Source organism: Hymenobacter sp. BT559, assembly GCF_016427535.1.
In the GTDB taxonomy this organism is placed as follows: Bacteria; Bacteroidota; Bacteroidia; order Cytophagales; family Hymenobacteraceae; genus Hymenobacter.
This window is the reverse complement of sequence record NZ_JAELXV010000001.1, coordinates 651,435-674,337: the sequence shown is the minus strand read 5'-3', so window position 1 is coordinate 674,337 and position 22,903 is coordinate 651,435. Positions and strand designations below refer to the sequence as shown.

The following is a 22,903-nucleotide window of genomic DNA, read 5'->3' as shown; positions in this document are numbered from 1 at the left end:
GTTGCGCGGACTTTGTAGTCCGCGTCCGGTTGCTCGCTTACGCACGCGGACTACAAAGTCCGCGCAACAAAAAACGGCCTCACCGCAGAGCGATGAGGCCGTTTTTAATAAAGAACTAACCTCTTACAAGTCGTTGTCGAGTACGATGCGGTAGTGGGCTTTGCCCGCGCGCAGGTGGTCCATGGCGGCGTTGGCCTGGCTCATGGGGAAGTGCTCGGTGAGGGGCTTGATGTCGTGCTGGGCGCAGAAGCGCAGCATCTTGTCGATTTGGGCGCGGTTGCCGGTAGGCGAGGCACCTAGCGACTGGTTGTTGAGCAGCAGCGGGAACACCGATACCGGAATCGGCTCTAGCACGGCGCCCACGAGGTGCAGGCGGCCATTGGGCTTGAGCATGGCAATGATGTCGTTCCAATCGAGCGACACGTTGGCCGTGACGAGCAGCAGGTCGAAGGTGCGGGCCAGCTTTTTCAGCTCGGCCGTGTCGGTGCTCGACGCCGTGCGGGTGGCCCCTAGCTGGTGGGCTTCCTCGATTTTGCGCGGGCTGGAAGTGAAGGCGGTGACATCGCAGCCCATCTTATTCAAGAACATCACGGCCATGTGGCCCAGGCCACCAATGCCGAACACGCCCACGCGGTCGGTGGGCTGCACGTGGTCCATGATGGGGGCAAATACCGTGACGCCGCCGCACAGCAGCGGGCCGGCCTCGGCGGGGTCTACGCCCTCCGGAATGGGCACCGCCCACACCCAATGGCTGCGCACCTGCTGCGCAAAGGCCCCGTGCCGCCCCACGATGGTGGGCTGCAAGGTGGTGCACATTTGCTGGTCGCCGTGGAGGCAGGGCTCGCAGTGCAGGCAGCTGCTGGCGCTCCAGCCCACGCCCACGCGCTGGCCGATTTCGAGGCCTTTTTGGGCCGCTACGTCGCCCAGGCCCACGATGCGGCCGATGGCTTCGTGGCCGGGCACGAAGGGATAGGCCGAGATGCCCCACTCATTGTCGAGCATCGAGAGGTCGGAGTGGCAGATGCCGCAGTACTCCACGGCAATGTCTACTTCTTCGGCACCTAGGGGGCCGGGGTCGTAGCTAAACGGTTCGAGCTGGCCGTGGGCGGCACTGGCAGCTAGGGCTTTTACTTCAGCCATTGGGCAGGTAGTGGTTTGGTTTGGAGAAGGGTAAAACAGCTGTTTCACTCGGAAACGAGCAGTTGCTTTCTCCAACCGCTAGCGGGCTGCTAGGTTTGGCGGGATAGCTGTACAGCCGAGCTAAACCAAATCACGCACCTGCCAGAGCGCCGGCCTGCGTTTATCCAAATCATACAGAAAGAACGGCATACCCCATTGATAGAACTTAGCAGTGAGCTTCTGGTCGAGAATATTCTTCCGGTCTTTCTCCGTCACTTTGCGCAGCAATGTGCTGCGTTGCGGGGCTAGCGGAGGCTCTTCCAGAAAAAGCACTACTTCAACTAGCGGCTGCTGGCTGAGGCAAGCCACCGGCCGCAACGAGGCATCGCCGAGGCGCTCGGCTAGCACCAGACTAGCTAGTGTACCCAACGTTTTGCGCAGCATTGTCTGCCGAAGCTCCTCGTGGCGAAGAGCAACGTCGGTGGCAGGGTCACGCTTACGCTCGTCCTTCACCTCAATAAGTTGCAGGCGTTTAGCTTCGCCCGGCAGCCGGCATACAATGTCCATTCCGCGCACCTGCTGCACGCCTTCGCTCAAAATAACCCGTCGGTAAAACCCAGCCGGTTCGCCATTCGCTGGCTCTGCATCGTGGTCGTATTTTACTGCGTGCCAATCAGCTGGAAAATCAAAGGCTAGGTTGTTCTCCTGGATGGTTGGCATAGTACTCCCGGTCTTCGCGGATAAAAATTTCCTCTAACTCATCCGCTTGCTTTAATTCCACTTCCAGCGCTACCACGTCGGGCAGGTGCTCGAAATTATCAGTCGTAACTATTGTCGTCGCCTCACCTGGTTTAGCGTTCAGGCCGAAGTATTTTATGGGCAGTGACTCAGCATCTTTTTGCCGCGAGAGAATATGAAATTCCTTGAGCAAATCTGTGCTATGGGTGGCGAGGATTATTTGAAAGCCTTGACGGGCCAATTCGGCGAGAACAGCGGCAAGCTTTCGAAGCAGAGAGGGATTTAGGTTTGCTTCGGGCTCGTCCCAGTAGAGTGTAGTGTTTTTGGTTAAGCTGCCGTTTGCCAATAGCTTCTGTAGCGTACCGAATTTGCGTAGTCCTTCGGCAACCATACCTATAGCTATTTGCCGACCGGTTGTATCAACTAAATAATACTCATCTCCCTGCTCCTTTACTTCCCCTCCCACTATATCAGTTAATGCTTGAATAGCTGGAGCGGCTTCAGATTTGCGAAGCGGTAAGAGTCTTAGTTGATTAAGAAGGTCTAAATAGTTCTTTTCTATGGGAGCAATTAACTGCTCTGATGCGGGAAGCATCCAGCTCAGTGTCAGAATTTCTTTTGCTGGAATAAATACTGGACGCAACGAATTATCTATGGGTGCAGAGGCAGCAGAAACTTTTATACTAGCTGTTTTTCTATCTGCTTCCTCAGTTGCTGGGGTTAGACTAACAAGTAGTTGCTCATCATCTATAAAATCAATTTCAATTTCAGAATTAGTTTTTGCTTTCCATTTTATAAAAGGCGCTACTTCTTTCAATCGAAACACATCCAATAACGACTTTCTAAATACCACTGTCCAAACAGTCGAATTTATTAGTTGTGTGGTAGAGTGGCCGTAAGCAGAATCTTTACCTACACTAAATCTAGTATCTTCTGCAACGTACCCCACCTTCAACACGTGACTTTTACCGGTCCCATTGGTCCCAACGAGCACATTCAGTCCCGGCCCGAACTCAAATTCGGCGTCGGCAAAGACAGTGAAATTCTGTAAATGAAGGCGTTTTAGCATAGCTCAAAGATAAACTACTCCCGCCCCAGCGCCTCGCGGATGCCGCCGATGCCGCCGGAGATATTCTCTAGCTGGGTGAGGACCTGGAGCAGCTGGCCGCCGCTGCTGGTGCGCAGGTTGCGGGCGAAGGTGGCTTTGCTATCGGCCCAGCGGGTAGCCTCTTCGGGGGTGAGCCAGCCGAGCAGCTCGCGCAGCTTGAGCAGGTTGGCTTCGGTGCCGCTGGTCAGGGTCTGGGCTTCGCTGGTGTAGTGGGTGGCGAACGGGGCCTGGGTTTCGGCGTCGCGCTGGCTACTAGGGCCGCACCATGTGCACGTGCGGAATACCGTCTTCTAGGTAGCCCTCGTCGTCTGCCACGAAGCCGAAGCTTTCGTAGAACGCCCGCAGGTACTGCTGCGCCCCAATCTTGATGGGCTGCACCCCAAATAGCGCCTCGCACTGCCCGATAGCCTGGCGCAGCAGCTCGCGGCCCAGGCCGGCGCCCCGGTGGCGCGGCGACGTCACGACCCGCCCGATGCTGGCTTGGTCGTAGCTGCGGCCGGCCTCAAACAGGCGCGCATAGGCCGCCAGCTCGCCCGCGGCGGTGTAGCCCAGCAGGTGGTAGGCGGCCTGGTCGTGCCCATCAATATCCTGAAACGCGCAGGTTTGCTCCACTACGAAGACTTCGCTGCGCAGCTGCAACAGGGCATAGAGTTCGGCCAGGGTGAGGGCCTCGAAGGGTTTGGTAGTCCAGTGCAGGGTCATAGGGCCGCGAAAGTAGCACCGGGCGCGGGGTGGCGGGCGAGCGGCAACTGCTAACCAACGCTGCTGCCATTCCGAATGGCGGCTTTTGCTTCCCTAGGTCACATTAACCTCTCCCCTGCCCCAGCACCTCCCGTATTCCCCAAACCTGCCGGTAACACGTTTTAGCTACGTGAGGTCCTAGAACAGTAGGCCGCCGCTGGTTCGCAAGTGGCGGGCGAAAATAGGGCTGTTACCAGCCTAACTGTTGGCCTCGGCAACAACAACCTAGGAATAGGAACTTACGGAGGTTAAGCAAGTTGCATTTTTGACTGTTGGTGAGCCACTTGCGTTCATCTATTCTTCATTAAAATAAAGCGAAAAAGCCTCCACTTTTTTGCTTGAACTCCCGTAGTACGGCCCATCTTGCCTGGGTTGGGGCCGCCTGCGCCACCGGCCGGGCTGGTCGTTGCGTGTGCCGGGCGGCAGGCGGCGGCCATTCGTGCTGCGCCCCGCTAGTATGCCAGAAACCCGCGACAGTATTACCGACATTTGGGGACCCCGCACCGGCTTTGACGGCCAGGAGCAGTGGCCCACGCGCATAGACGAGCACACCACTGAGGCGCCCGACCACTGGGTGCAGAGCGCCTGCGTGCTGTGCTCCAACGGCTGCGGCGTCGATATCGGGGTGAAAGACGGCCGCATTGTGGGCGTGCGCGGCCGGGCCGTGGACAGCGTCAACCACGGCCGCCTAGGGCCTAAGGGCTTGCACGGCTGGGTGGCCAACAACAGCCCCGACCGCCTCACCAAACCGCTTATCCGGCGCAACGGGCAGCTCGAAGAAGCCACCTGGGAAGAGGCCATGAGCCTGATTGTGCAGAAGTCGAAAGACCTGATAGCCAAGCACACCAGCAGCTCCATTGGGTTTTATACCTCGGGCCAGCTCTTTCTGGAAGAGTACTATGCCCTGGCCATTGTGGGCAAAGCCGGCCTAGGTACGCCGCACATGGACGGCAACACCCGCCTGTGCACGGCCACGGCCGCAGCGGCCCTAAAAGCGTCGTTTGGCTCCGATGGGCAGCCCGGCTCCTACGCCGACCTCGATAGCACGGAAGCCATTTTGCACGTGGGCCACAACATTGCCTCGCAGCAAACGGTGCTTTGGATGCGGATACTCGACCGGCTGGCCGGCCCCAACCCGCCCAAGTTGGTCGTGATAGACCCGCGCCGCACCTACACCGCCGAGCGCGCCACCGTGCACCTGGCGCCCCGCGTGGGCACCAACATCCCGGTGATGAACGGCCTGCTGCACCTCATTATCGAGGCCGGCCACCTCAACCACGCCTACATTGAGGCGCACACCCTAGGCTTTGAGGAGCTGAAGGCAACAGTGGCCAAGTGGACGCCCGACCGCGTGGAGCGCCTCACCGGCGTGCCGGCCGACAAGCTGCGCGCCGCCGCCGACATCCTAGGCACTTGCAAAACACTGGTCTCGACCGTATTGCAGGGCGTGTACCAGTCGATGCAAGCCACAGCGTCGGCCGTGCAAGTCAACAACCTACACCTGCTGCGCGGCCTGCTCGGGCACGATGGCAGCGGCATCTACCAGATGAATGGCCAGCCCACGGCCCAAAACACCCGCGAGTGCGGCGCCGACGGCGACCTGCCCGGCTTCCGTAACTGGGGCAACGAAACCCACATTCAGGAGTTGGCCGACCTCTGGAACGTGCACCCCGACCAAATTCCGCACTGGGCGCCGCCCACCCACGCCATGCAAATCTGGCGCTACTGCGAAACGGGCTCCATCAAAATGCTCTGGATTAGCGGCACCAACCCGCTGGTATCGCTGCCCGACCTGGCGCGGGCCCGCAAGATTTTAGCCAAGGAAGACCTGTTTGTCGTGGTGCAGGATGCCTTCTTGACTGAAACCACGAAGTATGCCGATGTGGTGCTACCCGCCGCCATTTGGGGCGAGAAAACCGGCTGCTTTACCAACGTGGGCCGCACGGTGCACATTTCGCACAGGGCCGTGAACCCGCCTGGTGAGGCCCGCTCCGACTTCGATATTTTCGTGGACTACTCGCGGCGCATGGGCTTCCGTGACCAGCACGGCGCCCCGCTGCTCACTAGCACCTGGCAAACCACCGAAGACGCTTTCAACGCCTGGCGCGAGTGCACCCGCGGCCGCCCCTGCGACTACACCGGCATGAGCTACGCCAAGCTCAGCGAGGGCTCGGGCATTCAGTGGCCCTGCAACGAGGAGTTTCCCGATGGCAAGAAGCACCTCTACGAAGACGGCGTTTTTGCCACCGCCACCGACTACTGCGAAACCTACGGCGAAGACCTCGAAACCGGCGCGCCCCGCTCCAAGGAAGAGTACCAAGCCATTAACCCCGACGGCCGCGCCTTCTTGCACGGCGTAGACTACGAGCCGCCCCACGAGGAGCCCGACGAGCAGTACTCGCTGTGGCTCACTACGGGCCGCGTGGTGTTTCACTTCCACACCCGCACCAAAACCGGCCGCTCAAAAGCCCTGCAAGATGCTGCGCCCGACAGCTTTGTGCAGCTAGCCGCCGAAGACGCCGCTCGCTACGGCATCAGCGAGGGCGATATGGTGGAGGTGACCTCGCGCCGCGGCCGCGTGCTGGAGCCCGCCCGCGTGGGCGGCATCGAGCCGGGGATGGTCTTTATTCCGTTTCACTACGGCTACTGGGACCAGGCCGACCGCCCCCGCGCCGCCAACGAGCTGACCCTGACCGAGTGGGACCCGGTGAGCAAGCAACCCCACTACAAGTACGCCGCCGTTCAGCTGCGCAAAGTTCACGCCTAAGCCCGCCCCGCCATGCACCTCGCCACCTACCTAGGCCTGCTCGAAGACAGCGAAAAACAGCTTACCCGCGCCTTCGAGCACGTAGCCGACAAACACCGCGACGAGCCCGACATCGAGCAGATATGCCAGAAGTTTTCGGCCTGGTCGCGCAACCACCACGGCCAAATCCTGGGCTTTGTCGAGAAATACTCCGAAGAGAAAGAGGACGAGCCCGACAAGCTAAAGCGCGACCTGTTTGCCCGCAACCGCAGCGGCGCGCTTGCCTTGCTGCGCGACCTGCACGACCTCTGGCTGCTCACCCAGCAAGTGCAGCTGTGCTGGACGGTCATCCGGCAGGCCGCCCTAGGGCTGCGCGACGAAGAGCTGAAAGCCTGCGCCACCTACTGCGCCGCCCGTACCAAGCGCCAAACCGACTGGCTGCTGGGCCGCGTAAAGCAAGCTGCCCCCCAAACCCTGCTGGTAGCGGAGTAAGGCACCTGTACCAGTGCCGAGTGAGCCCTAGGTCCCGCCCGGCACTGGTGCTGCTACCCTACTCACGCCCCAGCGCCTCGCGGATGCCGCCGATGCCGCCGGAAATATTCTCTAGCTGGGTGAGGACCTGGAGCAGCTGGCCGCCGCTGCTGGTGCGCAGGTTGCGGGCGAAGGTGGCTTTGATGTCGGCCCAGCGGGTAGCCTCTTCGGGGGTGAGCCAGCCGAGCAGCTCGCGCAGCTTGAGCAAGTTGGCTTCGGTACCGCTGGTCAGGGTCTGGGCTTCGCTGGTGTAGTGGGTAGCGAGTAGGGCCTGGATTTCGGCGTCATTCTGGATGGGGCTGACTTTTTCGGCCAGCTTGCTCATGTTGCGGTACGAGCCTTGGAGCTTGAAGGGCGGCTCGGTGCGGTAGTCGTTGGCCTGGGCCGCCGAGCGGATGTATTCCTCATTGACGCGGGCCACCACGTCGCGCAGCGTCAGCAGCTTTTGCAGCACGGCCACGTACTCCGCGATTTCGGCGGGCGAGTGGGTGGCCTCGAAGGTGAGGCCGGTGCTGTCGCCGGTTTCGGCCAGGCGCAGCAGCGGGTACACGTCGGCCTGGCTTTTGGCCACGAGGCGGGCCAGGGTGGGGTTAGCCACCAGCGCGTTTTCGATATAGCTGAGCAGGAAGGCGGGCCGGGTATCGCCTATGATGTCGCCGAGGTTGTAGATATCGGCGCGGTTGGCGAGCATATCGGGGATGCGGAACTGCTCGCCCGACTCGGTGTAGGGGTTGCCAGCCATCACCACGGCCACCTTGCGGCCCCGGAAATCGTAGGTTTTGGCGCGGCCCTGGTACACGCCCTCGATTTTGCGCTGAGCGTCGCAGAGCGAGATAAATTTCTGCAAAAACTCGGGATTGCAGTGCTGAATATCATCAAGATATATCATCACGTTGTCGCCCATCTCGAAGGCTAGGTTGAGCTTCAGCAACTCTTCGCGGGCGCCGGAGTTGGGGGCCTGGGCGGGGTCTACGCTCGTGACGGCGTGGCCGATGGCTGGGCCGTTGATTTTCATAAAAATCAGCCCTAGGCGGTTGGCCACGTATTCGAGCAGGGTGGTTTTGCCGTAGCCGGGCGGCGACACCAGCAGCAGCAGGCCCATAAGGTCGGTGCGCTTGTCGGCCCCCGCCGTGCCGATTTGCTTGGCCAGGTTGGCCCCGATGAGCGGCAGATACACCTCATCAATGAGCTTGTTGCGCACAAACGACGCCAGCACGCGGGGCCGAAACTCGCCGAGGCGCAGCTCGTCGGCAGCGCGGGCCAGCAAGTCTTTTTTCAGGTGCTGAAACGCCTCGAATTGCGGCACTACCGTGCGGGCGTAGTGCCCTAGGCGGTGGCGGAAATCGGGGAAATCGAGCTGGTAGTTGCGGTCCTCGATGCGCGGGTGCGTGCCTTGGAGGCCCGTCAGGATTTCGCGTAGGGGCGTGCGGATGACGCGGGCAGGGTCGTAGGAGGTGGTGAGGAGGAGGGCGGTTTCGGTTAGTGCGGGCGTGGGGACCCCACCCCCCAGCCCCCTCCCCTCCGGGAGAGGGGGAGCCTGACGACTATCATTGTTGCTAATTGTGCTACTGCCACTTACGCCATTAGACGTCAGGCTCCCCTCTCCCGGAGGGGAGGGGCTGGGGGTGGGGTAACCAGCGCTAGAATTCGCCCGCACAAACGCTCCTACCCACTGCTGCACCAGCTGAAACTGCGCGGCTGGCTGGTCGGCCAGCGCGGCCACCGAGGCCTCGTACTGCTCGGTGGCACGGCGCTCCTTCAGCGACTGCTGAAACTGCTCGTACAGCGCGGCCGCCTCGGCCGACACCACGAAGGTTTCGCCCCGCGTCAATTCGTAGAATAGGTACTCGCCGGCCTCGGCTACTTCCTCTGGGGTGAAGAGGCCGGTACTAGTGGCAAACTCGTCTACCGCGCGCTGCAAGTCCTGCATCAGGCCTTTAAACTCCTGCGCATCGGGAAAAACTTGGAGCAGCACCCCGATGCCGTGTAGCTGGTGCTGCCAGCTGGCCCGCTGGGTTTCGGGCGCGAAACGCTGCCAGTAAAGCGCCGCCGCGGCCCGCACCGTGGCGGGGTAGCGCAGCAGGTCGGCGGTGCGGGTGAGGCGCACCAGCGCCCCGAGCAGCAGGGCGGCGTCGGCATCGTGCACGCCTTTGAGGTAGCCCTCGGCGTAGCGCGAGGCCATAAAGTGCTGCACGTAGGTCGTTAGCTCTTCGGAGGTTAGCTTGGCTAGCTCCTCGATGCTGAGCACGGCAGGCGCATCGGCCTGGGCGGCCCTAGGGTGTTCGGCGGCTTGCAGTACCAACCAAGCCAAGTACTCGGCGCGGTACACGTCGGGGTTTTCGGAGGCCACCGCCTGGTCCCACACCGGGCGGGCGCCGAGCACGGCCGGGTCGGTGAGCTTCTGGAAGAAATTGGTGCCCGTGAGATGGTAGTGCAGCTCGCCGTCGCGCAGCACGATGGTGAGGTCCAGCGGCTGGGTGTTGACGGTGAAGGCGTAGGAGCCGAATTTCAGCGCCTGCCCGCCGTCCGTGAATAGCTCGGCGCGGTCCTTGAGCTGGCGCACGGCATCTTCCTTCACCGTTTTGAGGCGGCTTTGCAGCTCGTCGGCCTTCACGGTATCGCCTAGGTCGAGCAGGTTTTGCACGGTTTGACGCACCTTCTCCACCAGCATATCAGCGGCGAAATAGCCGTTGATGTCGGCCAGCGTTTCGAGGCGACCTAGGCGATTTTGCACCGCCTTGATAATGCGCTCGGCCGACTGCGCCAGGGCCGAAGCGCGCTGGTTGCGCGCCGCCACCAGGCTCACCTTGCGCGACTCAAACGCCTCGTACACCGTTTCGCGGCGCTCCGCAAGTTGAGTTAAAAACTGGTCAAAATCGGGGAATTTGCCTTCCAGCTCTTCTAGCTGCACGAGCAGCTTGGTGCTGTATTCGTCGCACTTGGCGGGCGTATCGCTGAGGTCGAGGTAGTTGACCAAGGCCTGCTCCAGCAGCTTGAGCTGGGCCGTGAATTCGGCCTGGGCCTCGGTGCCGGCCAGCGCCTGCCGCCGCCGCTTCAGGGCCGCCCGTATCTGGTTGAAACCCGCGTAAATGGTGGAAATACTGTCAATAATGCGCGTGGTTTGCGTGGGGTCGTCCATCGGCAAGTTGCCCACCACCTCAATCAACAATTCCAGCTCGCTTGATACGGCATTGGCTTCCTTTTCGCGCTCGTTGGCCTCGCTTACTTTTTGCACTTTCTCCACGCTGTCGGCAATGGCTTGCACGCGGGCGGCATAGGGTTTCAGGGCGTCGGGCCGCAGCAAAAACTCCACGGTTTGGCCGGCCACCTGCTTGCTCACGTCGGTGAGGTCGGCGGCGGCTTTTTCCACGGCCGGCAGGTCTACGTAGCGCAGCTCTTTCAGCGAAATCACCTCGCCCCGCGTGGCGCGCAGCTCGGCCAGCAGGCGCACGTAGTCGTTGACCTCCGTCGCGTCGGGCATGCGGGCGATACGGGCGCGCAGCTCGTCAGCCTGGCCCAGCACGCGCTGCACGGTTTCGGCCGTGCTCTTGCGAATAGCACGCACTTTATCAAACTCATCCACGGCGGCCGTAGCCGTCTCCTGAATGGCCACGAGCGGCTCGGCCAGCGCCTGGGCGGCGGGGTCGCGCAGCCAGTGGTAGGCATCGGCCAGGGTGGTCGTGCGCTTGATGAGGTCGAGGTAGAGGCCGGCGTAGCTGTCCTCCTTGCCCACCAGCGTCAGCACTTCCTGCACCTCGGCCATCGCCCGCACTATCTCCTTGTTGCCGAGCTTGTAGAGGGCCGAATCTTGGGTGACGGGCAGCTCATAGTCGGGGGCCACGTAGGGCGTCTGCCAGATTTGCACCGTGTGGTGCTTTTTGGGCTCTTCATCGGCCCGGAAATAGCATAATTCCCCGTCCTCAAACAGCGCGTAGCCGTGGCAGATGATGGGGTTATCGACGCGCTGCGCAATGAGGTTGTACGAGAGCAGCAGGTAGGTGCCGTCCTCACGGTTGTAGAAAACATACAGAAAATCCTCGCCGTTGGGCGAGGCCAAGCGCTTCTCAAACTGCATATTGCGCAGGCCGTTGTCGAAGAGCTTGCTGGCACCCGTTTGCAGGTAGAAGCCGTGCGGGAAAATCAGGCCCTGGCTGTCGGGCAGCAGCACGCAGGCTTCGGCCAGGGCGTCGAGGCGCTGGGCGGTGCGCAGCTTGGTATTGAAGAGGAAGTAGCGGTAGTCGGGCTCCTGGTAGGGCTTGATTTTCAGCAGAATCAGGTTATCCAGCACCGCGTAGTGGATTTCCGAATCGTCGAGCGACTGGTCTTTGTCGGCCACTGGCTCGGCCAAGATACCGCGGCCGCTTTCGGTGTTGTTCTCGACCTTGATGGTGAGGTCGCCGCCGATGGTTTCGACAAAAACCTTGTCCTCGATGCTGATGTGCGGGTATTTGCCCGGCACCTGCATGTCGCGGGTGGCCCGCTTCCACACAAACTCCTGCTGCGGCGGGTAGGTGTACTCGTGGTCGCTGCGGTTGTCGAGGTAGCTCAGCGAGTCGTTTTCCTCGTCTAGCAGCCACTTAAAAGTCTTGATGTCGCTGGCGCTTTTGCCCACCCGAAACACCATGAACAGGTGCGGCCCCCGCACCGCAAACTTCACAAACTGCGTGTTTTTGTAGTAGCGGTACAGGTTGCGAAACTCCTCCAGAAACTGCGGGTTAGTCAGCATTTCGAGCCCTAGGGGCTGAAACTCGCGGTTTTCGTACTGGTACACCCCAAACACGTCGGCCAGCTCCGTCTCGGTCTTAAGACCAATCACGACGTTGAAGCCGAAGATAAACCGGCGGCCCACCGCCACCATGTCCCATGGCACGCAGTTGTTGACGGTGGTGAGGCGGCCGGTGCCGAGCAAGTGCGTATCGATAGCCCCGAACACGGCTTTGCGCTCCGTATTTAGCTTATCGAGGCGGCCTTGGAGGTCGGTGGCGCTGGCTTGCAGGCGCGCGCGTAATATTTCGTAGGTGCCGCCTTCGAGTTGGGGAGTTGGTTCCATGACGTAGTCGCCTCACCCCTAGCCCCTCTCCGAAAAGGAGAGGGGGACTAGCTACTAGTTCTACTGCTAGCCAACTAGTGGGTGTAAAATAGAATAGATAATGCGGACTAAAACTAGGGCTAGTTCCCCTCTCCTTTTCGGAGAGGGGCTAGGGGTGAGGCACTACGCGTGGGGGCGTCCTCCAGCCGGGGAACCTACTTCAAATCAATCGTCTTCACCAGCTTATCCCCTATCCCGAGCGCCGCGGCCGTGCTCGACAGCTGCGAAATCGTGCTACGCGTCTTCTCATCGCTCGCCTTGTTCATCAGTTGCAGCAGCAGCGCCGATACGCTTAGGTTGCGCATTTCCTCGCTGCTCACACCAAACTGGTTGACGAACTTGCGCAGGTTGGCTTTGAAATCGCCGCCCCCGTCGTGGCCGAAGAAGGTGTCTTTCACCGTGCTCAGCACCTCGCTGTTGTGAACGGTGCGGTCGAGAGCTTTGCCCTTTGTGATGGAGCCGATAATCTGGTCGAAGAACATAGTCTCGCCGCCCACGATGTCGATTTTGGCGGCTTTCAGGGCCGAGCCGATAACGTCGGCCTGCGAGGCCGCGATATCTTTCTGAATGCTGATTTGAGCCAGTTCCACCGACTTTTCTTTGTCCAAGCGCAGCTTGAATTCCTCGTGGTCTTTGCCCACGCCATCGAGCTTTTTCATGGCGTCGGCCTTGGCTTCGATACCCTTGGCTTCGACCGTGAACTTCTGTTCGTTCACGGCAGCTTCGGCTAGGCCGCGCTTTTGGTCGGCGGCGGCGCGGGCTTCTACTACGCCAGCTTCGGCGAGGCCTTTTTCGCGGTTGACTTTAGCGGCCACGATGCCGATTTTCTCGTCGGCTTCTGCCTGGGCAGCGGCTTTGGCCTGAATGGCTTGGGCCTCGGCCGTAGCGGTGAGTTGCAGCACATTGGCCTGGGTTTCGCCTTCCTTCTGGCGGGCGGTGGCCTTGGCCTGCATCACCTGGGCTTCGGCGAGGCCAACGGCAGCGGCTTTGCTGGCCTCAGCTTCGGCCAAGACGCGCATGGCCTGGGCGCGGTGGTCGGCAGCGGCGCGCTCGCCCTCGGCATCAATGAGCACCTGCTTGGCGCGGAACTCGGCGGCTTGGCGCTCCATGTCGGCGGTGCCAACGAGGGCGATGGTGGCAGCCTCGTTTTTCTGCTGGGCGGCGGTGAGGGCCACTAGCTTTTCGCGGTCGGCCTGCGCCTGAGCGCGGGTGTCCTTGATACGCTCCTCTTCCTGTACAGTGGCTTTTTCTACCGTAATGCGCTCGCGGATAATCACCTGAATGTTCTTCCGCTCTTCTTCCAGCGCCTTTTCCTTTTCAATCTGAGCTAGGGCCACGATGCGCTCGCGCTCGTTGGCTTCGAGGGCCTGGGCTTGGGCCACGCGCTCGGTTTCGATAGCATCGGTGCGCTGCTTGTTACGCTCAGCCACCAGGATTTGCCGGTCGCGGTTTTGCTCTGCGATTTTCACCTCCTCCTCCGTTACGATGCGGGCGCGCTCGCTTTTCAGCTTTTCCTCCTGGCGCACCTTCTCGGTTTCGGCGGCTTCGCGGGCCCGGATGCTAGCGATTTCGCGGTTTTGCTTCTCTTGATTTTCAGCTAGTTGCTTCTCAAGCTGCAAGATGGTTTCCTGCGCTTCCACGTCCTGCTTTTTAATCGTCTTCTGCTGGTCGCGCTGAATTTGGTTAGCCTGAATCTTCTGCTGCGAGGTCAGCGAAATGATTTTCTTAATGCCTTCGGCATCCAGAATATTATCCTGGTTGAGAGCAGCCAATGGGGTTTGCTCTAGGTAGTCGATGGCGCAGTCGTCGAGCACGTAGCCGTTGAGGTCGGTGCCGATAATGCGCAGAATTTCCTGCTTGAATTGCTCGCGCGAATTGTATAATTCTATGAAATCAAAGTGCTTTCCCACGGTTTTCAGCGCCTCCGAAAACTTGGCATCGAATAGCGCTTCGAGGGCGGCGGGGTCGGAGGCGCGGTGCGCGCCGATGCTCTGCGCTACGTTCACTACGTCGTCGTGCGTTTTATTGACCCGCACGAAGAAGTTCACTTTCACGTCGGCCCGCAGGTTGTCTTTGCACACCAGGCCTTCGGCACCAGAGCGAGCAATAATGATGGTTTTCAGCTTAATATCCATCACCTCCAGCTTGTGCAGCACCGGCACGATGAGGATACCGGAGAAGGACACCTTGGTGTCGCCCATGCCGGTGCGCACCAGGGCCTCGCCCTGCACCGCCTTCTGGTACATGCGCGCCACAATGGCAATGAACCCAATAAGTAAGAAGCCGAGCACGACTAAAACGGCCCAGGAGAGTTGCGCAACCATACTAAGAAAGTAGAAATTGGAAATAGGACTTATGATTTATGGAACGGTAAAGCTACGGCGCAACGTAGGCTTCGATGAGGTAGCAGCGGCGCTGGGTATCGTAATCAATCACCAAAGCCGTTTCGCCCTTGCCGATAGAGCCGTTCAAAGCGCGCACGTTCAGCATGAGCGGGGCCCCGTCGATGCGCACCGAGGCTTGCCCTAGGTGCTCGGTAGTGGCTGGCAGCAGCACGGTGCACACCTTACCTAGGGCTACGGCCCCGCCGTCGTGGTCTTTTTCGAGGGCCGTGAAAAGCTTCACGAAAGGCAGCGTGAGAAACTTCGCCAGGAAGATGCTGCCAACAAACAGCGGCAACAGGTACAGCAGCCCTGGCAGCAGTGCAGTATTGCCAGTGTAGTAGTTGGCCAGAATACTACCCACCCACAGCGGCAAGGCCACGAAGCTGAGAAACACCATCACCGGAATGCGGCCCAGGTTAAAAAACGCTAGCGCGCCATTGAGCCACTCTGAATCGGGGCCGTGCAGGTGGGCGCCATCGTGGACATCTACTTGCAGGTCAACTGTCTTAAAATCAAGTAGCCCCACAATAACCGTGAGCCAATACAGCAGCACGAACACCAGAAGCCCGGTCGCGGGCAGGTTGGGCGGCAGCACGGCGGCGCGGAGCAGGTCGGTCATACGCGAGGGTTTATCGGTGGAGTGCGGATTGTATTACAGGTGGTTCGTATTTACCCCACCCCCGGCCCCTCCCCTCCGGGAGAGGGGAGCCTGACGTTTGCGAACGTCTACTCGCGGTTGGCTCCCCTCTCCCGGAGGGGAGGGGCCGGGGGTGGGGTCTCACGTTATTCCGCCAGCCCCAGCTTCGCCTTTAGCGCCTCTAGCTCCTCCCCCGCTTTGCCAACCCCGGCCCGGCCGATGGCCTTATTAATCTCAGCGTCGATGCTTTTACTTTCCTGCGCAATCTCACCGTAGGCTTCTCCTAGCGCCTCCTGCGCCGCTACTTTTTCCTTCATGCGCTCAAGCAGCGCCACCGTGCCCGACGAGTCGAGTTGGGCCAGTTGCTTGTTGATGGTGGCGGTGGCGGTGCTCACCGTCACGCGGGCTTTCAGGGTTTTCAGCTCGTTTTCCCACTGGCTGATGGTGCTTTTTAGCGTCTGTACACTCTGGTCGAGTTGGGCAGCCGACTGCTCAAACTTGGCCTGCTCCTGGGCCGAGCGGGTAGCGTGGGCTTCGTTTTCGGCTTTTTTGAGCAGGGCCTCAGTAGCGAGGCGGTCGGCCTCGGCGGCATCTAGGTCGCCTTTGTGGGCGCGTTGGAGCAAAAGTACAGCCTTGGTTTCGTAGTCGGCGGCTTTAGTGCGATAGCCTTCGGCCTCATTGCGGGTGCGGATGGCCATGGCCTTCACTTCGGCCAGGCCGTGCAGGGCTTTGTCGAGGTCCTGGCGCAGGTCGCGCAGGCCTTGCTCGGTGAGCTTGATGGGGTCTTCGAGCTGATTGACAGCGGCGTGGGCCTCCGACTGCCCGATTTTGAAAAGACGGTTCAGAATGTTCATGATGCGGAAGTGGTTGGCGGTGAAGGTTTAGAAAACTGAATCAGCTCATCGGCAAACTCACTGAGCAGCAACCCTAGGGAGTTCACGCAGGCTTCGAGTTCGGCGAGGTCGAGGGTGTCGATTTGGAGCGTATCGCGGAAGATGAGGCGGCGACCGGTGTCGTCGAGGGCAAAGGCGCCGTGGATGATGTCGCGGTTTTTTTGCAGCAGCTGCCGGTAGATGGCCTCCGAGGGCTCGGGCAGCTCTAGCAGGTACTGCTCCAGTATCAGCAGCGGGTCGCCGCAGCCGATAACAAGGTTGCGAATACCCAGCTCGGGCTTATCGACTACCAGCAGGTTTTCCGGCTCGTCGGCGTGGCAAATGTCAAAGCCCAGCTCTAGCAAGTAGGCCTTGATTTTAAGAAAGTATGTTTGGTTCATAGGCTCGGCGGTAAATGTATAGGCAGGCCGTAGCATCGCCCTAGGTGTGCCTGCTCAAAAAAATAGCCACTAAGCAGCCCCTCGTTTTGATGCTGGTGGTATTTTTACGCCACAATCTTACGCAAGGTTTTTTAATTGCTCGTTCTTTGAGCACAATATATTTTCCTAACATGTCCCACGTTGGCAAGAATATTCGCAAGCTGCGCACCGTTAAAAAGCTGAGCCAGGCCGCTTTTGCTGAATTATTCGGCCTGGCTCGGCCTAGCGTGGGGGCGTATGAGGAAGGCCGCTCAGAGCCGAAAATGGAGACGCTCATTCAAATTGCTCAGCATTTTGGCTTGTCTGTAGACTTGCTACTTACAAAAGAGCTGACGGTAAATGAACTGTACCACTTCGATATTTTCAAGGAAAACGGAGCGCCGGTAGCTCCACCGAGCCCAGCACCGGCGGCTAGTCTGCCAGCTGATGTAACCCCCTTGGTACTAGGCAGCCGGGCCCCCGAATACATCGTGCGGCACCACGACCCCAGCTACCTCGCCACCCTACCGTGGCTCAAGCTGCCGCACCAGCTCAGCGGCCCCACCCGGGCCTTCGAAATACGCGGGGCCGAAATGCAGTTACCCAAGCGCCAGGGCCTGCGCCACAAAGACACCGTGCTGTGCAGCCGTGTAGCTCCTACCCAGCCCAGCGTGCAGGTAGGCCGCATCTACGTGTTCGTGACGCCCGGCAAAATCTTGGTGCGCCGCGTGGCTGGCCTACTAAACGAAGGCCAGCGCCTCCAGCTCCGCGCCGACAACGCCGACTACAGCCCCCAGGAGCTAGACCTAACCCAAGCTCTGGAAATATGGGAGGTGCAAGGTGTCTTCACCACGCACCTACACACGCCCGCCCGCCTCGATGAGCGCGTAGCTACCCTAGAGCAGCAGGTAGCCGAGCTGCTGGCGCGGCTGGGAAAAGCTTAATGCGTATGCCTCGGACCCGCGCCACCCGCACCAGTCCGAGCGGGCTTCTATCAAGTACGCTAGCTTCTCCGCGAAGCCGAGGTGTCCGCTTCTGCTTGCGCCTCTGGATGCTTGTACGCCAAATAGCGCCCGGCCCCGACCTAGGGACTTGGTGGCTAGTAACTCGATGGGCCAAAACGCGGGGCTCTACTTACGCCCAGCGTAATCAGGATGTCCTAGGTAGGCTTTTTACTTAAGCTTTGAAATACATTGATGTCGTTTCTGCAGGAGCAAACAACTGCGACGAAATGAATTTTTCGAATTGTTATTTCGAATATTCTACTACCTTTGAAGTATGCTGCTGAGGTTTCCACAGCAAATTACAGAACGCCATCACAACGGGACCCCTTATCAACTGCCCGCGCGAGCAGGGAGGCCACTGCCCTCCGATAACCTCAACCGTCCTCGTTTCTCCTATATAACCAGGTCTCGGCCCGCAGCTTGCTGGCAAGTCGCTACTCGTAGCCCAGAGGCCAGGTAAGCACTAATACATCCACCTAGCGCTGTAATACATAGTGGAAGGCCACCCATCGGACTGTTTACCCCCCCAACATCGGCAGAGGCTGCCACTGCTTCTTATGAGCTGCCTAGGGCTGGCGGCTCCGCTAGCCTGTTCGGCGCAGCTCTACGCCCCCGGCAGCTACGCCACCATCCCGGCGGGTAGCACGCCAACTGCCATAGTACAGAAGGCGGCCCACGTAGTGCCCTCGCCGCGCCAGCTACGCTGGCAGCAGCTGGAGATGACCGGCTTCCTGCACTTCGGAATGAACACGTTTACCAATAAGGAGTGGGGCGATGGCACCGAAAGCCCTTCTTTATTTAATCCTACTTCACTCGATGCCGGGCAGTGGGTGAAGACGTGCAAAGATGGTGGCATCAAGCAAGTCATTATTACGGCCAAGCACCACGACGGCTTTTGCTTGTGGCCCAGTAAGTATACCGAGCACTCGGTGAAGAGCAGCCCTTGGAAAGGCGGCAAGGGCGACGTGGTGCGCGAGGTGGCCGATGCCTGCCACGCCCAAGGCATGGGCTTCGGCGTGTACCTCTCGCCCTGGGACCGCAACTCGCCCTACTTCGGCGATTCGGCCAAGTACAACAACTATTTCGTTAACCAATTGACCGAGCTGCTGACCAACTACGGCCGGGTCGATGAAGTATGGTTTGACGGGGCCAATGGCGAGGGGCCGACTGGCAAAAAGCAGGTGTATGACTTCAACCGCTGGTACGCCCTCATCCGCAAGCTGCAGCCCACGGCAGTTATCGCCGTAATGGGCCCCGACGTGCGCTGGGTAGGCACCGAATCGGGTTATGGCCGCGAAACCGAATGGAGCGTGGTGCCCACCGAGGCCCAGCGCCAAGCCAACGTAGCGGCCAACTCACAGAAGGAGGCAGCGTTTGCCCCTAAAAACATGATGGAGGACGACCTAGGCAGCCGCGCCAAAATAAAGGATGCGCCGGCGCTGGTCTGGTACCCGGCCGAAATCGATGTATCTATCCGGCCAGGTTGGTTTTACCACCCCACTGAGGACGATAAAGTAAAGACGCCGGCGAAGCTGCTAGACATCTACAACAGCTCAGTGGGCCGCAACGGCGTGCTGCTGCTGAATATTCCGCCCGATAAGCGCGGCCTGCTAGCCCAGGCTGATATTAATAGCCTCAAAGGGTTTCGCAAGCTGCTAGCCGACACTTACGCTAATAACCTACTCAAAGGCAGCACGGTGAGCAGCCTAGGTACCAGCCAAGCGGCCGCGCTGCTCGACGCCAGCTACCGCACCTATTGGACTACCACCGGCCGCGACACCACAACCACGCTCACCTTCGCGCTGCCCAAGTCACAGACGTTTAACGTGCTGCAATTGCAGGAAAATATCGCCCTAGGCCAGCGCATCGAAAGCTTCGTGCTCGAATACAAGAGCGGCGCGGCGTGGAAAACGGCCACTACTGGCACCACCGTTGGCTACAAGCGCATCCTCACGTTTGCGCCCGTGCAGGCCCAGCAAGTGCGGTTGCGCATCACCTCCTCGCGCCTCAACCCTACTCTCTCGGCCATCGGGCTCTACCAGCAGCCGGCCGAGGCGGCAGTTCCTAAGCAATAAGCCCCTTTTTGGGATAATTAGTTAGTAGATATGAAGAAAGCCACCCTTGCCCTCGCCCTCTTGGCGGCGGCCAGTGCCCTCCCCGCCCATGCCCAGCAGCAGGGTGTGCACCAGCAATCGACTGAGTACGAAGCCCCCACCGACCCACTGGTGGTACAGAAGCTAGACAAATGGCGCGACCAGAAATTCGGCCTTATCCTGCACTGGGGCCTGTATGCCATCCCGGGCATTATTGAGTCGTGGACTATCTGCTCGGAAGACTGGATTGAGCGCGACAGCACCATTGCCTACGAGGACTATAAGAAGCGCTACTGGGACTACAGCAAGGAGTTTAACCCCACAAAATTTAACCCCGAGCAGTGGGCCAGCGTGGCTAAAAAGGCGGGCATGCGCTACTTGGTGTTTACGACCAAGCACCACGACGGCTACAACATGTTCGACACCAAGCAGTCGGACTTTAAGATTAGCAACGGGCCGTTCAAAAACGACCCTAGGGCCGACGTAGCCAAGTACGTGTTCGATGCGTTCCGCAAGCAGGACTTCATGATTGGGGCCTACTTCTCGAAGCCCGACTGGCACACGCAGGATTTTTGGTGGTCGAAGTACGCCACGCCCAACCGCAACGTCAACTACGACATCAAGAAGTATCCGTGGCGCTGGAAAAAGTATCAGGACTTCACCTACAACCAGATAAGCGAATTGATGCACAACTACGGGCGCATGGATATTCTGTGGCTCGATGGTGGCTGGGTACGGCCCAAGGAAACCGTGAACGCCGAAGTGCGCTCGTGGGGCGCGCCCATCCCCGAGTTCAGCCAGGATGTGAACATGCCGCGCATCGCCACCATGGCCCGCCAGGCCCAGCCCGGCCTGCTGATGGTAGACCGCACCGTGCACGGCCCCTACGAAAACTACCAGACGCCCGAGCAGAAGGTACCTGACCACCAGCTAGCTAACCCCTGGGAAAGCTGCCTAACGCTGGCTAATAACTGGGGCTACGTGCCAAACGACGTATACAAGTCACCCACTAAAATCATCCACTCGCTGGTGGAGGTGGTGGCCAAGGGCGGCAGCTTGCTCCTAGGGGTGGGCCCACGCCCCGATGGCACCCTCGACCAACAAGCTGTGACACGCCTCGAAGCCATCGGTAAGTGGCTGGACGTGAACGGGGCCGCCATCTACAGTACCCGCGCCACGCCCCTCTACCAGGACGGCAGCACCTACTTCACGCAGGGCAAAAAGGGCACCCGCTATGCCATCGCCTGCATTCCCGAGAATCAAGCCGCACCCACTACCCTAACCTGGACCGGCAACGTGCCCAAGAAGGGCTCTAAGCTCACGCTGTTGCAAACCGGCAAGTCCGTGAAGTGGACCGCCACTGGCGATAAAGTGACGCTTACCATGCCGGCTGGTATGTCTACGCAAGCGGGCGCCTACCCAGCGCTGGCGTTTGCCTTCGTGCCAGAGAAATAGAACCCACGCTGACGTGCGCGCCTCCCTCCGGCCCACTCTCTTTTCTCGAAAAGGGGCCGGGGGAGGCGCCTACGCTTTGCTACAACTTGACATGCTTCATGCCTCCGTTTTCCTTCAAAAGCGCTGCCCTAGGCTTACTATTCACCGCCAGCCTCACCGCCCAGGCGCAGCAGAAACACACATTTGAAATTAAAGACGGGCAGTTTCGCTACGACGGCCAGCCGACCCAGATTCATTCGGGCAAAATGCACTACGCCCGCGTACCGAAGGAATACTGGCGGCACCGGCTGAAGATGTTGAAGGCCATGGGCCTCAATACGGTAGCTACCTACGTATTCTGGAACTACCACCACCCCACGCCGGGCACCTGGGACTTCAAAACCGGCAGCCACAACCTGCCCGAGTTTTTGAAAACTGCGCAGGAGAAAGGGCTATTCGTCATTTTGAGGCCGGGCCCCTATGCCTGCGCCGAGTGGGAGTTTGGGGGCTACCCGTGGTGGCTGCAGCAGAATAAAAACCTGGTAATTCGGGCGAATAATCAGCCGTTTCTAGATTCGTGCCGCGTGTATCTGCGCCACTTGGCCCAGCAAGTGAAGGGCTACCAGGTGAGCCATGGCGGGCCGGTTATCATGACCCAGGTCGAGAACGAGTTCGGGTCTTACGTGTCGCAGCGCCCCGACGTGCCGCTAGCCGAGCACCGCCAATACAACGCCGCCATCCGGCAGCAGCTAGCCGAAGTGGGCTTCGAGGGGCCGTTTTTCACGTCCGATGCCTCCTCGCTATTTGAGGGTGGCGCTACACCGGGTGCCTTACCCACCGCCAACGGCGAGGACAATGTGGAGCCCCTGAAAAAGGCTGTAAACCAGTATCACAATAACCTAGGGCCCTACATGGTGGCGGAGTACTACCCCGGCTGGCTCGACCACTGGGGCGAGCCCTTCGTGCGCGTAGGCACCGAGCAGGTAGCTAAGCAGGTCGAAACCTATCTGCAAAACGGTGTCAACTTCAACTTCTACATGGTGCACGGCGGCACCAACTTTGGGTTCACAGCGGGCGCCAACTACGACGGTAAGCATGATATTCAGCCCGATATCACGAGCTACGACTACGACGCGCCCATCAGCGAAGCGGGTTGGGTTACACCCAAGTACACTGCCATCCGCGAGCTAATGCAGCGCTACGTGAAGTACCCGGTGCCCGCCGTGCCTGCGCCCATACCAGTTATTACCCTCCCCCCCATCGCGCTTAGTAAAGCGGTGAGCTTGTTTGACTTCAAGCGCAACCTCAAGCCCGTGGCCAGCAGCACGCCGCTGACATTTGAGGACCTAGGGCAGGGCCACGGCTACGTGCTGTACAGCAAGCGGTTTGGACAACCAGTACAAGGCAAGCTGCAAGTCAAAGGCCTGCGCGACTATACCACGGTGTACGTGAATGGCAAGCCAGTAGGCGAGCTAAACCGCCAGCAGAACAAGTACGAGCTGGACGTACAGCTGCCCGCCAACGCCACCCTAGAGCTGCTGGTCGAGAATATGGGCCGTATCAACTACGGCGCTGATATTGTGCACAATACTAAAGGCATCATCTCGCCGGTCGTCCTGAACGGCGCCGATGTTACGGGCGATTGGCAGATGGTGAAGCTGCCCTTTGACCGCGTGCCCGACCTAGGGAAGTACCCGGCCAGAAGCCAGGCGGGCCAGCCCACGCTCTACACTGGCGCGTTCGAGGTGAAGCAAATCGGCGATACCTTCCTAGATATGCGCGGCTGGGGCAAGGGCATCGCGTTCGTGAACGGCCACCCCCTAGGGCGGTACTGGAAGGTGGGCCCACAGCAGACGCTGTACCTGCCCGGCTGCTGGCTCACCAAGGGCAAAAACACCGTGGTGCTGCTGGAGCAGCAAAACGACGTGCTGCATAAAGACTTAAAAACTACCGACAAGCCAATTTTAGACGCCCTGCGCTAGCGAATA

General features: G+C 59.9%; 15 protein-coding genes. 6 read left to right on the top strand and 9 right to left on the bottom strand.

Annotated features, from left to right (window positions below; all coding sequences use genetic code 11):
- Positions 1-123: 123 nt before the first annotated feature.
- The 4 genes from ahr to JAO77_RS02780 all read right to left on the bottom strand — a co-directional run bounded on the left by ahr (position 124) and on the right by JAO77_RS02780 (position 3,667).
- Positions 124-1,140 carry an NADPH-dependent aldehyde reductase Ahr gene (gene ahr, locus JAO77_RS02795; RefSeq protein ID WP_198988748.1) on the bottom strand — a complete coding sequence of 339 codons (1,017 nt, stop codon included), beginning with the start codon at positions 1,138-1,140 and terminating at the stop codon, positions 124-126.
- Between the two features lie 120 nt (positions 1,141-1,260).
- Positions 1,261-1,839, bottom strand: a complete 579-nt coding sequence (locus JAO77_RS02790) for a hypothetical protein (protein ID WP_198988747.1) — start codon at positions 1,837-1,839, stop codon at positions 1,261-1,263.
- Positions 1,805-2,926 carry an AAA family ATPase gene (locus JAO77_RS02785; protein WP_198988746.1) on the bottom strand — a complete coding sequence of 374 codons (1,122 nt, stop codon included), beginning with the start codon at positions 2,924-2,926 and terminating at the stop codon, positions 1,805-1,807. The genes JAO77_RS02790 and JAO77_RS02785 overlap by 35 nt, the downstream gene beginning before the upstream one ends.
- A gap of 291 nt (positions 2,927-3,217) precedes the next feature.
- On the bottom strand, positions 3,218-3,667 hold the full coding sequence (locus JAO77_RS02780) for a GNAT family N-acetyltransferase (RefSeq protein ID WP_198988745.1): 450 nt from the start codon (positions 3,665-3,667) through the stop codon (positions 3,218-3,220).
- 496 nt (positions 3,668-4,163) lie between these two features.
- Here JAO77_RS02780 and JAO77_RS02775 point away from each other — a divergent pair, with 496 nt between their 5' ends.
- A complete protein-coding gene (locus tag JAO77_RS02775; protein ID WP_198988744.1) occupies positions 4,164-6,473 on the top strand; it encodes a molybdopterin oxidoreductase family protein in 2,310 nt (769 codons plus the stop codon).
- 12 nt (positions 6,474-6,485) lie between these two features.
- Entirely contained in the window at positions 6,486-6,944 is a 459-nt protein-coding gene (locus JAO77_RS02770; protein WP_198988743.1) for a molybdopterin oxidoreductase, read from the top strand.
- Positions 6,945-7,002: 58 nt separating this feature from the next.
- Here the strand turns inward: JAO77_RS02770 and JAO77_RS02765 are convergent, their stop codons facing one another.
- The 5 genes from JAO77_RS02765 to JAO77_RS02745 form a co-directional block, all read right to left on the bottom strand.
- Positions 7,003-12,033 carry a DNA repair ATPase gene (locus JAO77_RS02765; protein ID WP_198988742.1) on the bottom strand — a complete coding sequence of 1,677 codons (5,031 nt, stop codon included), beginning with the start codon at positions 12,031-12,033 and terminating at the stop codon, positions 7,003-7,005.
- A gap of 194 nt (positions 12,034-12,227) precedes the next feature.
- Entirely contained in the window at positions 12,228-14,396 is a 2,169-nt protein-coding gene (locus tag JAO77_RS02760; RefSeq protein ID WP_198988741.1) for a flotillin family protein, read from the bottom strand.
- 52 nt (positions 14,397-14,448) lie between these two features.
- Positions 14,449-15,075, bottom strand: coding sequence for a hypothetical protein (locus JAO77_RS02755; protein WP_198988740.1), 627 nt, complete (start codon positions 15,073-15,075; stop codon positions 14,449-14,451).
- 164 nt (positions 15,076-15,239) lie between these two features.
- A complete protein-coding gene (locus JAO77_RS02750) occupies positions 15,240-15,947 on the bottom strand; it encodes a PspA/IM30 family protein (RefSeq protein WP_198988739.1) in 708 nt (235 codons plus the stop codon).
- Positions 15,944-16,366, bottom strand: coding sequence for a YbjN domain-containing protein (locus tag JAO77_RS02745; RefSeq protein WP_198988738.1), 423 nt, complete (start codon positions 16,364-16,366; stop codon positions 15,944-15,946). Before JAO77_RS02745 ends, JAO77_RS02750 begins: the two co-directional genes overlap by 4 nt.
- Before the next feature lie 170 nt (positions 16,367-16,536).
- On the opposite strand from JAO77_RS02745, the gene JAO77_RS02740 reads away from it, so the two are divergent.
- The 4 genes from JAO77_RS02740 to JAO77_RS02725 all read left to right on the top strand — a co-directional run bounded on the left by JAO77_RS02740 (position 16,537) and on the right by JAO77_RS02725 (position 22,897).
- Positions 16,537-17,328 carry an XRE family transcriptional regulator gene (locus JAO77_RS02740; protein ID WP_198988737.1) on the top strand — a complete coding sequence of 264 codons (792 nt, stop codon included), beginning with the start codon at positions 16,537-16,539 and terminating at the stop codon, positions 17,326-17,328.
- Between the two features lie 617 nt (positions 17,329-17,945).
- On the top strand, positions 17,946-19,463 hold the full coding sequence (locus tag JAO77_RS02735) for an alpha-L-fucosidase (protein ID WP_198988736.1): 1,518 nt from the start codon (positions 17,946-17,948) through the stop codon (positions 19,461-19,463).
- Positions 19,464-19,493: 30 nt separating this feature from the next.
- Positions 19,494-20,936 (top strand): alpha-L-fucosidase, encoded by a 1,443-nt coding sequence (locus JAO77_RS02730; RefSeq protein WP_198988735.1) that lies wholly within the window; start codon positions 19,494-19,496, stop codon positions 20,934-20,936.
- A 98-nt stretch (positions 20,937-21,034) separates the two neighbouring features.
- Complete coding sequence (locus JAO77_RS02725) at positions 21,035-22,897, top strand: glycoside hydrolase family 35 protein (protein ID WP_198988734.1); 1,863 nt, start codon at positions 21,035-21,037, stop codon at positions 22,895-22,897.
- Positions 22,898-22,903: the final 6 nt, after the last annotated feature.